Origin of the sequence: Rossellomorea sp. KS-H15a, assembly GCF_024195245.1 — a bacterium.
Lineage (GTDB): Bacteria > Bacillota > Bacilli > Bacillales > Bacillaceae_B > Rossellomorea > Rossellomorea vietnamensis.
This window is the reverse complement of the sequence record NZ_CP096886.1, coordinates 1,610,417-1,622,570: the sequence shown is the minus strand read 5'-3', so window position 1 is coordinate 1,622,570 and position 12,154 is coordinate 1,610,417. Positions and strand designations below refer to the sequence as shown.

At 45.8% G+C, this 12,154-nt stretch carries 9 protein-coding genes and 1 riboswitch; of the genes, 2 read left to right on the top strand and 7 right to left on the bottom strand.

Annotated elements, in window-relative coordinates; translation table 11 throughout:
* Positions 1–207 precede the first annotated feature (207 nt).
* The 3 genes from M1J35_RS22755 to M1J35_RS22690 form a co-directional block, all read right to left on the bottom strand.
* Positions 208–1,128 carry a methyl-accepting chemotaxis protein gene (locus M1J35_RS22755; protein ID WP_279726343.1) on the bottom strand — a complete coding sequence of 307 codons (921 nt, stop codon included), beginning with the start codon at positions 1,126–1,128 and terminating at the stop codon, positions 208–210.
* 95 nt (positions 1,129–1,223) lie between these two features.
* A riboswitch (cyclic di-GMP riboswitch) is annotated at positions 1,224–1,309 on the bottom strand.
* A 158-nt stretch (positions 1,310–1,467) separates the two neighbouring features.
* A complete protein-coding gene (locus M1J35_RS08330) occupies positions 1,468–2,292 on the bottom strand; it encodes an SDR family oxidoreductase (protein WP_254653376.1) in 825 nt (274 codons plus the stop codon).
* A gap of 147 nt (positions 2,293–2,439) precedes the next feature.
* The gene (locus tag M1J35_RS22690; RefSeq protein ID WP_256504009.1) at positions 2,440–2,574 is read right to left on the bottom strand and encodes a hypothetical protein; all 135 of its coding nucleotides are present in this window, start codon (positions 2,572–2,574) and stop codon (positions 2,440–2,442) included.
* A gap of 245 nt (positions 2,575–2,819) precedes the next feature.
* On the opposite strand from M1J35_RS22690, the gene M1J35_RS08325 reads away from it, so the two are divergent.
* Together M1J35_RS08325 and M1J35_RS08320 are read left to right on the top strand one after the other, a co-directional pair.
* The gene (locus tag M1J35_RS08325; RefSeq protein ID WP_224520771.1) at positions 2,820–3,395 is read left to right on the top strand and encodes a TetR/AcrR family transcriptional regulator; all 576 of its coding nucleotides are present in this window, start codon (positions 2,820–2,822) and stop codon (positions 3,393–3,395) included.
* An 81-nt stretch (positions 3,396–3,476) separates the two neighbouring features.
* On the top strand, positions 3,477–6,644 hold the full coding sequence (locus M1J35_RS08320) for a bifunctional cytochrome P450/NADPH--P450 reductase (protein ID WP_254653375.1): 3,168 nt from the start codon (positions 3,477–3,479) through the stop codon (positions 6,642–6,644).
* Between the two features lie 129 nt (positions 6,645–6,773).
* Here the strand turns inward: M1J35_RS08320 and M1J35_RS08315 are convergent, their stop codons facing one another.
* The 4 genes from M1J35_RS08315 to M1J35_RS08300 form a co-directional block, all read right to left on the bottom strand.
* Complete coding sequence (locus tag M1J35_RS08315; RefSeq protein WP_224520773.1) at positions 6,774–7,604, bottom strand: carbohydrate ABC transporter permease; 831 nt, start codon at positions 7,602–7,604, stop codon at positions 6,774–6,776.
* Positions 7,605–7,619: 15 nt separating this feature from the next.
* On the bottom strand, positions 7,620–8,519 hold the full coding sequence (locus tag M1J35_RS08310) for a carbohydrate ABC transporter permease (protein ID WP_229593329.1): 900 nt from the start codon (positions 8,517–8,519) through the stop codon (positions 7,620–7,622).
* A gap of 154 nt (positions 8,520–8,673) precedes the next feature.
* Positions 8,674–9,927: an ABC transporter substrate-binding protein gene (locus M1J35_RS08305; protein WP_224520775.1), complete on the bottom strand. Its 1,254-nt coding sequence runs from the start codon at positions 9,925–9,927 to the stop codon at positions 8,674–8,676.
* Positions 9,928–9,983: 56 nt separating this feature from the next.
* A complete protein-coding gene (locus M1J35_RS08300; protein WP_254653374.1) occupies positions 9,984–12,092 on the bottom strand; it encodes an amylo-alpha-1,6-glucosidase in 2,109 nt (702 codons plus the stop codon).
* Between the last annotated feature and the right edge of the window lie 62 nt (positions 12,093–12,154).

Here is a 12,154-nt window from a genome sequence, read left to right as displayed (position 1 = left end):
CCCCCATTCTACCACACCCCGTGATGGATGGGAAGATATGGTTTGAGGGACGGACCTCCAAAACCATTAATTATGGATCCTCCAATGGATATTTTGAGGTCCGTCCCTCACCACGTTACCCGACTAAAGAAAAGAACCCCCAATCCTTCACCTTTTCCGATGAATTCACAACCGGATCGGGGGAAATTGGAGGTCCGTCCCTCAAGCTTACAGGATATCTTTGAAGTCCCGCGCCTGTAGGTCGAGGCGTCGGGCTGCACGGCCGATTTCTTTGAAGGCCAGGACGGCGTGTTCGTTGAGGCCCTGGTTGTTTGAAATGCCTGATTGTGACCGGATTGTTCCTTCATTGATTTTTTTGATTTCGCCTGTGATTCCTTCCACATGGGCGTTCACTTCCTGAATGGAATCCTGGACCCTTGTGGCAAGCTTTCTCACTTCACCTGCTACCACATTGAATCCTCTTCCATGTTCTCCGGCACGTGCCGCTTCAATGGCGGCATTCAGTGCAAGAAGATTGGTTTGAGTCGCAATCTCCCTGATCGTCTTGACAATATTCCCGATCGAATGTGCCTGCAGAGTAAGAGACTCCAAGGTTTTCATATTTTCATTTGAGTCCTCGACCAGTTTCCCGGTGGCAATAGCCGCTTCTTCACTTCTTGTTATCCCCTGCTCAGCTTTTTCACTTAGCTCTTCAGACATCTTCTGTAATTCAGAGGCAACCTTTCCAATCGTTGTTTCCCGTTCTGTAATATCCGTCGCGATCTTTACAACACCTTCAAGTTTTCCTTCTTCACTATATACCGGTGTATATGTAGCCTCCAACCAAAGAAGTTTCCCGGTCTTCGTGACCCGCTGAATTTTCTCCTGAAAGCTTTTCCCATTCCTTAAATCCCGCCACAACTTCTTATAATCCAGACTGCCGGCAAACTCCGTTGTACAAAATGTCTGATGGTGCATCCCAATCATTTCTTCTATATCATATTCCATCGTCCTTGCAAAATTCCCATTCACCCAGAGCACATTTCCGTTCCCATCGAATTCTATCATAGCAAGCGATTCTTCAATGGCTGCAAGTATAGCAGACTCCTTAAATACTTGAGTACTATTTCTTGATTTGGTTTTCAGCACTTCGCAACACTTCCTCTTTCTCAAAAAAATTAGTAGAGACAAAACAAATATGTACCAAAGAGATAGTAGTCGTTTTATGGAGGCTCTCCGCTTGGCAATGTGCTGGCCGGTTGCGCCACTCGCTCCTATTCACAAACAGCGCCCATTTCACCAGTGAATGATCTTCGCTTCCAACTCATATATTTGTAAGACTATCCTACTAGTTAGACCTCCATTTAACAACTATTATCCTCTGAATTTTATAAATTCTCTTCCGTTATTCAAACAAAAAAAGACCCCCACCCCACATACAACCTTTGATGCAAAGGCTGCCGTAAGATTGGAGGTCCGTCCCTCATATTATTCTGTACCCTTTCTCCACTCTTCTTCCTCGATCAACATTTTACCCGGCCAAGTGTAAGCCATGATGCCTCCGTCTGCTGTGATGTCTTCACCTGTCACGTAGGAGCTGTCGTCCGATGCGAGGAACAGGGCCACCGTCGCCATTTCTTCCGGTCTTCCCAAACGGCCCATCGGTGTGATCCACTTATTGGCCTCCCTGAATTCCTCACCCATCTTTTCCTGTTTGCTCCCGACGAGATCGTCAATCAGTGGGGTCTCGATTGTTCCGGGTGAGAGGGAATTCACTCGGATGCCATGTCTCGCATAATCAATGGCCATGGCTTTCGTAAAGTTGATGATTCCACCCTTTGCCGCATTGTAGCCAGACCGGTCCAGATCTGCCGCATGGCCGGACATGGACGCCGTATTGATAATGGATCCGCCATTTTCAAGCATAAGTGGGATTAGATACTTGCTGCATAAAAAAGTCCCTCGCAAATCGACTGCGATGATCCGATCAAATAGTTCCACAGGATATTCATGCACCTTACCACCCTGTTCATCGACCCCGGCGTTGTTAAAGAGGACATCGATCACACCAAATTTCTCCTTTATCTTTTCAGCAAGCGACGTGACACTTTCCTCACTGGAAACATCGAGATGGAATGCTTCTGCCTTTCCACCATCGCTTCTGATCCCATCGACTGTCTTATTCATTTCCTTTTCATTAATATCTGCACAAACCACCGTCGCACCTTCACGGGCGAACACTTTGGCAGTCGCTGCCCCGATCCCAGTGGCAGCTCCTGTAATCACCGCGACCTTATCTTCTAGCCTTCTCATAAAGTAATACCTCCTTGAAATATCTCATGGATAGTATTTTCCCCTTATGTGAAATAGTAAACATAGAGAGGGACGGACCTCCACAGGGCCTGTTTCATCTTCGAATGAAAGGCATTTGGAGGTCCGTCCCTATTAAAAGAACTTAGATTAACATCCCAAAGTACTGCAAACGGCGTTTTTCAACACAGATACCAGATTGCTGTTTGGAGCCAAGATCGATACCAACAACCAAGCAACAAGTAATAATACGGCAATCAGAAAGGTGACAAGTCCTAAAGACATCTAAAATCCCCCCTTTCTTTTTATAACTCTAGTAAGTGAGCTCTCTTACAAGGTTATTCTATGAAAAAATGATAGAGTTGGACCGGCAATTATAATAGAAAAGAAAAAAAGGGCCATACCCCCGTCTTAACAAAACCTTCACAAATAATGGGTATTTCGTGTGATTGAGAACACTTTCACATGGGTATACACTATACTGGAATGAACATTCATTCCGCATTACCGTTATGAAAGGCTGAATTGGTATGTCAATGGCATTAAATAAGCGGGACAGCATTGTAGCGAGTTCACTGGCTCTATTTGCAGAACGGGGTTATGACGCCACGACGATTCCCATGATTGCCTCGTCCGCAGGCGTGGGAGCAGGAACGATCTATCGCTATTTTGAAAATAAAGAAGTCCTTGGGAATACGATTTTTCAAGAATATGTGAAAATTTTTACTGAAACAGTGGAAAATGATTTCCCGTATGAGAAGTCGATACGGAATCAATTTCATCATATTTTCCAATCGATGATTCAATTTACAAAAGAACAGAGCCAGGCGCTCTACTTCATCAGGACACACAGCAGCGCCCACTTCCTCAACGAGGAAAGTCACACATGCTTCGAAGAACTGTTGAATCTATTTAAATGCTTCTTCGATTCTGGAAAAGAGAAGAAGATCATCAAGAATCTGCCTTCCACGGCTTTGATCGCCATCCTTTATGGTGCCTTTCTCGAACTTCAGCGACTTGTCCGGATCGGAGAATTGGAGCCTGATACCTCTATGCTTACTGATGTAGAGGAAAGTATGTGGGACGCTGTACGATTACATATGTGAGAAGCGATTCGTTTCTCATATCTCAAGCGGAATGAACGTTCATTCCGCAACAACCAAACTTTAATACGAGGTGAAGGAACCATGACACAACAATCTCAATACCCACAACCGAAAACGTATGGACCACTCGGGAATTTGCCCGTAATCGATAAAGAAAAGCCCCTTCAATCATTTATGAAGCTTTCCAGGGAGCTGGGACCCATCTATCAGTTCCAGTTTCCCGGCAGAATGAGCACCTTTGTTTCCAGTGCGTCCCTTGCAAAAGAAATATGCGACGAAACCCGTTTTGATAAAAAAGTCGGACCGGCCCTGCAAAAAGTGAGAGCCTTCGGTGGAGACGGACTTTTCACCAGTGAAACGACAGAGATGAATTGGAAGAAGGCGCATAATATCCTGCTGCCAAGTTTCAGCCAGCAGGCCATGAAAGGATACCACTCAAAGATGGTGGATCTCGCCACCCAGCTCATCCAAAAATGGGCACGTCTTAACCCTGCAGATGAAATCGACGTCCCCGAGGATATGACCCGTCTGACCCTGGATACCATCGGCCTCTGTGGTTTCAATTACCGTTTTAACAGCTTCTACCGGGAAACCTCCCATCCCTTTGTCGATAGTATGGTCCGGGCTCTGGATGAAGCGATGAACCAATCACAGCGCCTCGGTCTTCAAGATAAACTGATGATCAAATCGAAGAAACAATTCAGGGAAGACATCGAGTACATGTTCTCACTTGTCGACGAATTGATTGCCGACCGCAAGGCAACCGGGGATCAAGGGGAAGAAGATCTTCTCTCCTATATGTTGAAAGGAACAGATCCCGAAACAGGCGAGGCGCTCAGTGACGAGAACATCCGCTTTCAAATCATTACCTTCTTGATTGCAGGTCATGAAACCACAAGTGGACTCCTCTCCTTCGCCCTTTACTACCTGATGAACAACCGGGAAAAATTGAAAAAGGCTCAGGAGGAAGTCGATCGTGTGGTGGGAGATTCCATTCCTGACTATAAGCAAGTGAAACAGTTGAAGTATGTCCGCATGGTCTTGAATGAAACGCTGAGACTGTGGCCGACCGCCCCTGCATTTTCTGTATATGCCAAAGACGACACAACTCTTGGCGGCCAATATGATGTCAAAAAAGATGATGTGTTCACACTCGTAATCCCTGAATTACATCGGGATTCATCCGTATGGGGAGATGACGTGGAAGCCTTCATTCCTGAACGATTCGAGGACCCGTCTTCCATTCCCTATCACGCATACAAACCGTTCGGTAATGGACAGCGTGCCTGCATCGGACAGCAGTTCGCCCTTCATGAAGCGACACTGGTGCTCGGAATGGTCTTGCAGCATTTTGACCTGATCGATCATCAAGACTATCAACTGGATGTCAAAGAGACGCTGACTCTCAAGCCTGATGGATTGACGATGCGGGTTTTACCCCGTAAGCCTGCTATGGCATTCTCCATCGCTTCCTCCGAAGAAGCTACACCGGAAAAAGCGGCTACATCTGTCCAGGTAGAATCATCCCACGGCACGCCCTTGCTCGTCCTCTATGGCTCAAACATGGGAACGGCGGAAGGAATTGCCCGGGATCTGGGGGAAACAGGCCGTCAACAAGGATTCCGGACAGAGATCGCTACATTGGATGAGTACAGTGATGGACTCCCAACAGAAGGAGCGGTCATCATGGTTTCTGCTTCCTACAACGGAAACCCTCCTGACAACGCAGGTCAATTCATTTCCATGCTGAAAGAAAGTCGGCCTGATGACTTTGAAGGGGTTCATTACGCAGTGTTCGGATGTGGTGACCATAACTGGGCGACTACGTATCAGAGGATCCCTAACTTCATAGATGAACAGCTTTTTGAAAAAGGCGGACACCGCATCGCAGAAATCGGGCACGGTGATGCAAGCGATGACTTTGAAGGGGATTATGAAAAATGGGCAGACTCCCTTTGGCCGAATCTGGCTGACGAATTGAACATCGAACTGCATCAGAACGATGGATCTAATAGCTCCATTACAATGAATTATGTCAGTGACGTGAGCGACACACCACTGGCACGCACGCACCATGCCTTTACCGCAGTGGTAAATGAGAATAGAGAGTTACACCACGCAGAAAGCGGCAGGAGCACGAGACATATCACCCTCACGCTGCCAGAAGGTGTTACCTATCAGGAAGGCGACCATATCGGGGTTCTTCCGCAAAATCCGGCGTCTCTTGTCGAGCGAGTGCTCAGTCGATTCAACCTGAACGGGCAGGACTTCGTTACCTTGACGGGCGATTCTGGTAAAGCGGCGCACCTCCCTACAGAGAAGCCTGTAAAACTTTATGAATTACTGGCCAATTATGTAGAGTTCCAAGAACCCGCTACCCGTTCTCAAATCAGGACCCTGGCTGCTCATACCGTCTGCCCTCCTCACGTCGTTGAGCTCGAGGAACTGTTGAAGGATGAAACGTATAAAGAAGCGGTATTAAGTAAACGTATAACGATGCTCGACCTGGTGGAGAAGTACATGGCATGTGAAATACCGTTTGAAAGTTTCCTTGCACTTCTTCCATCATTGAAGGCACGCTATTATTCGATTTCAAGCTCACCTTTATACAAAAACGGAGAAGCAACCATCACCGTCAGCGTCGTCCGTGGAGAGGCCTGGAGCGGGCATGGTGTATACAAAGGAATCGCATCCAACTATCTTGCAGAGCGATCCCAAGGGGACAAAGTCGCCTGCTTTATCTCTACACCGCAATCGAACTTCCAGCTGCCAGAGGATGCGGAAACCCCGATTGTCATGATCGGACCAGGAACGGGAATCGCTCCATTCAGAGGATTCATCCAGGCACGCAGCGTTCTTAAGGAGCAAGGAAGATCACTCGGTGTGGCCCATCTCTACTTCGGTTGCCGCAATCCTGAGCACGACTACCTGTATCAGAGCGAATTGGAACGAGCGGAACAAGAAGGGATTGTCACCCTTCATACGGCATTCTCAAGATGCCCGGGTCAAGAAAAAGCATACGTCCAGCACCGACTTGCAGAAAATGCAGAGGAAATCCTGCCATTATTGAAAGAAGGCGGACGACTATACATCTGTGGGGACGGAAGCAAGATGGCTCCGGATGTTGAAAAGACATTAGTAGAAAGCTATATGCGTCTCTATCAAACATCGAAAGAAGAAGCTGATAAATGGCTGAGATCATTGGAAGAGGATGGTCGATACGCGAAGGATGTTTGGGCAGGGGCATGATGTAAGAGAAGCGAATCCTTATTGGGTTCGCTTTTTTTTTTGGTGATAGATTTGGACATTTCTAACATACTTTGTGAGTGTTTGGCAAACTTAAAAAAGGGAGTTTCCCATTGGAAGCTCCCTCTCCTATCATTTCCCCCCTGTAAACGAAATCCCCTTAATAAAGTACCGATTAAAGAATGCATACAACAACAGAACAGGAAGTGTAAACACCATCGATGCTGCCATGATGTAATTCCAATAGCTGACATACTGTCCTTTGAAGGTGTTCAACCCTAACGGCAACGTATACATTTCAGTATCTGTCATAACAATCAATGGAGTCATGAAGTTGTTCCAAAAGCCCATAAAGACAAAGATCGCCTGGGCAGCCAGGGCCGGTTTTGCCAATGGCAATACCACTTTAAAGAAGATACCGAAGCGGCTGAGACCATCGATTTGGGCAGCCTCTTCCAGTTCCTTCGGAAAATTGATGAAAAATTGTCTCATCATGAAGATGAAGGTCGCATTGATCATGGCCGGTACAATCATCCCTTGATACGAGTTAAGCCATCCGATTTCCTTTAAAATTAAGTAGTTCGGGATCATGGTGACCTGTGCAGGGATCATCAGGACAGCCAGGATTATGATGAACAATGCCTTTTTCCCAGGAAAACTCAATCGTGCCAAGGCATACCCCGACATGGAATTAAAAATGATATTCAAACCGGTACCGACTACAGCAATGAACAGACTGTTGAACAGCCATCTTGGAAACAGCTCTTGTTTGATGAAGATTTGTTTATAATTATCTAAAGTGAAATTTCTTGGTATGAAATTCATTGTCCCACTAATGATTTCTTCCAGCGTTTTAAATGAAGAAGACAGTGCCCATAGAAATGGGATCAGGGTCGTGATGGCATAGCCGATCAAAACGATGTACAGGAGACGTTTACTGAACGTCTTTTTCTTTGAATTCATGCTTTAGTCCCCCCATTAATAGAGTGATTCTTCTTTAGAGAATTTACGTTGTATCAATGTGGCCACCAGGATGATGAGAGCCAGTGCAAAGGCAAGGGCCGCTGCATATCCCATGGATCCCAATGATTTAAACGCATATTGATAGATTAAGAGCACGACCGTTAACGTCGAGTTATTGGGTCCTCCGGATCCCCCTGAGAAGATATACGATTGATCAAACAACTGGAACGTGCCGATGACTCCCATGATTACGACGAAGGATGTAACCGGTCTGAGGAACGGAACAGTTACATAGAAGAACTTCTGAATGGCACTCGCTCCGTCCAGTTCAGCGGCTTCGTATAACGAGTCGGGAATATCTTGAAGGGCAGCAAGATAAATGACCATAAAAAACGGAGCCGTCGCCCAAATATTCATCAGCATGATGGCATTCAAGGCTATATCGGGATCCCCCAGAAAATTGTAGGTGGGCAAACCGACTTTATCTAATATGTTATTGATCAAACCTTCTTTGTTGTACATCCACATGAAGATCAGGGTCAATACGGCTGAAGACGTTAACGTCGGCAAAAAGTAGACGATCCGGAACAGCTTCTCACCCTTTAATCCTGCATTTAACGTGGCTGCTAATACCAGTGCGAGGAAGGTTTGGGTCGGTACCACGATCAGCACATATTTCGCTGTGTTTTTCAAGGCAATGATGGCCCTGTTGTCTTCCATGATCCGGGTAAAATTGTCGAAAGCCACAAAATCGAAACTCATATCACCAAGGAGTTGAACTTTATGAAAGGATAAAAAAATGGCGTATAGAATCGGTCCAATGATAAACACGGCTAATACCAGCAGTGTCGGTGACATAAATAAGTATCCTTGTCCTGCATCTTTTAATCTCTTTTTGGAAGATGGTTTGTTCATTCTTATCCCTACTTTCTATCTGTCTCTTTAACCTACACCTATTACCTGTATTCTTTCCGCCAAGGTCTACAAGACAAGACCTAAGAAGAAAGAATACAGTCAATGGTAAAGTTGTACCTGACACGATCATGAGTGCCAGGTACCTTTAGAAAGATTATTGAATTTCGCTATTCGCCTGTTCCTGTGCTTCTTTCAGAGCTTCATCCAATGGGCGGTCTCCGAGGAAGGCTGCGATGAACTGGTTGTTAAAGTTATTCATGATGATCGGCAGATTCTTTCCTTCTGCCCAAACTGTTGCATATGGTGCTCCTGCTACGAGGGCACCCCGTAATTCATCTTTGTCATACCCCAATTTTTCAGCAACTGACTTACGTGTCGGAAGGGCAAAACCTTTGGACGTCCAAGTTTCCATTCCTTCTTTACCTGTCAGATAAGAAATCAATTCCCATGAAGCTTCCTTCTTTTCAGATGCGGCATTCATCACATATCCCACCGTGTAAGCCATTGTTCCTTTTTTTCCATCAATGGTCGGTAATTCAGCCGTTCCGTAGTCAACATCCGGGAATGTATCGGCTAAAAATGGAATCGCCCAGTTTCCTTCGATGACCATGGCCGCTTTTTGTTGTCCGAACATTTCTCCACCCCAGTTCGCTCCGACTTCTGAGGCCTGTGCAGAGGTTTTGTCTTTGTTATGCTGGTCGATGATTGGCTGAAGGGCATTCACCACTTTATCAGAAGCAAAGTTCGCTTTGTCATCCTTCACGACTTCCCCACCCGTTGCCTGTGCGATGTGGTAAAGACGGGCAAGTTCAGGTGCGACACCAAATCCATAGACGCCCTCTTTCGTCAGGGCTTTTGAAACTTCACGGAGTTCATCCCATGTTTTCGGAACTTCGACACCCGCCTCTTCAAACATCTTCTTATTATAGAAGAGCGCTAAAGTCGAGTAATCTTTCGGAAATCCGTATGTTTTCCCATCGACTTGAAATGCTTCAAGCATCGGCTTTTCGAAATCTTTCACATCGAAGTCTTCCGTCACATAATCATCCAGTGGTTCCACGACCCCGGTATCAATCAGGGCAGGTGCTTCCAGGGCATCGAGATAAAAGACATCAGGTCCTTCGCCACCGATTAGTCTTGTTTTCAAGACATCCATGTACTGCTCAGAAATGACTTCGTGCTTCACATCGATATTTGGATGCTTCTCTTCAAAGTCAGCAAGGGTTTGCTTCAGGAGCTTTTGCTCTGAAGGATTCCCTCCCCAGCCGGCTAAGGTGATTTCGACCTTATCACCATTTTCCCCACCGTTTGAACTTGCTTTCTCATCCGAACCGCTGCAGCCCGCAAGCACTGATCCCACTAACATCGTCGTAATCCCTAAACTCGCCATCCACTTTGTTTTCACCATTTCTTCCAACCCCTTTATTGATTTATGAAAAATAGGAAGCTTATTCCCAGGTGTACCTAGACTGTTTGTTTTTCTTTTACAATGTCATAGCCCGTTGTGTTTTCCATAATGGTGGTATCTACTATGTCACCATTTCGCACCACGGAGAGAGAAAGCACTCCATCACCAATCGCTATATTTTGAACCGTTAAGGTATTCATCCCATTGAGTAAAATCGGATATAAATGGATCTCTTTTTGAAGGCTGTTCGGGAAAAGTCCCAATAAAGATTGAACAAACACAAGAGGTGTCCCTGCTGCCCATGCTTGCGGAGAACATGCGACAGGATACTTTACTGCCTTTCCGATTGTTGACTCGTATCCACAGAATAATTCGGGAAGACGGTCGTATTCGAAATGATGGGACGCCTCAATCAGCCCACTCATGACCTTCTTGGCTTCAGCCGTTAATCCCAGCTTGCTTAATCCGAGCAAAGTCATACTATTATCATGAGGCCAGACACTTCCATCATGGTAGCTCATCGGGTTATAGCCAGCTTCCCCTTTCCCCATCGTACGGATTCCGTAACCGGTAAACATGCTGTCACCTGTTAATGTTTGACTGACTTTTTCAGCGCGATCACCTGTCATTATCCCGGAAAACAACACATGCCCAGGATTCGATGTAATCGTACCTACCTTTTCTTTCTTTCGATCAAGGGCAATGGCGTAGAATTCAAGGTCATCCATCCAAAACTCCTGTTCAAATCGTTCTTGGAGGTTTTTCGCTTCTGCCTTTAATCTGGAAGCTGTCTCATGGTCCTCTAGTGCTTCATAAATGGCAGCCAGTCCCCGTTTTGCCTGGTACACATAGCCTTGGACCTCTACCAACGCGATTGGCGTATCCGCGTAGTCCCCGTTTCGGTGAACGATGGAATCCCCTGAATCCTTCCAGCCCTGATTGGCAATTCCTTTGGAAGATTCCTGGTGATACTCAAGGAAAAGATCTCCATCACGATCTCCATATTGATCGATCCACTTCAAAGCGCTCTTTACGTTGTCTGAGAGCTTTCGGAATGTGCCAAAATCACCCGTCCATTTCACATACTCCGTTAGAAGGACAAGGAATAACGGTGTGGCATCAATCGTCCCGTAATAAGGCGTGAACGGAATCTGGTTCGTATTTGCAAGCTCTCCGTAGCGAATTTCGTGCATGATCTTCCCTGGTTGTTCGTCTCTCCACGGATCCACCTTCGTTCCTTGTTCGCTCGCCATCGTAAACAGGGTGCCTTTTGCAACCTGTGGCTGGAAGGCAATCATTTGCAGTGCCGCAATAAGACTATCCCGGCCAAATGGTACCCCGAACCAAGGCAGACCAGCTACAGGAAACTGACCGTATCCAGTGTCGTTCAATAACACCCTAAGATCGGATAACCCTCTGTCCACCAGACGCTGAAGTGGTTCGTAATCGGTTTCTACCGTTGTTAACCCAGCAGACCATTCTTTATAAGAAACTCTTAATCTTTGTAGAGCCTCTTCGACCGGTAAAATGTCATCTCTCGATTCTCCATTTTCCAGGGGCACAATCATAAATGTAATGGATCGCTCTTCCTCATGCTGAAGCTCTACCTGGAATGTGACCTCTCCAGTTTCATTTACATTTTTCTCTTTGGCATCCCAGTGAATGTTGGTTGCGCGATCGATACCGTCTGCTCCTTCGTATTGGAAGACGAGGGATTGATCTTCCACTTTCTGTCCCGTTCTTTTCCCTACCTTTCCCGTTTGAAAGCCACGTACGATGAACATATCGTTAAAGTCCACATCGACTTCTATATTCAACTCAAAGGAGACCGGCTTTGGATAATAGTTTTTTGTTTTGATCGTTTCATATAACACATCATCATAAATAAAGCGCTTACGTTCGATCTCGACGGACTCTCGCCACAGAATAAGATGGCCCTCCTCTTCCTGGTGGGGATTTGTCGATAGAATCGTAGACATATAGTTTTCAGATCCATCCGAATGTAATAGAATCGGTTTTTGATGATTGATTTTCACATTTAACTTGCTTAAATACCTGGTATCATTCTTGTATAAGCCCAGTCCGTAACTATGCTCTGATGTGATATCTCCCTGTTCATCTGTAAGAAGAAATAAGTTGTTTTCTTTAATCACTCTGTAATTCATATCGGTTCCTCCTACTTTCATACATTGTTTTAACGGTTTCCGAAACGTTTTGGTAAAAGAGT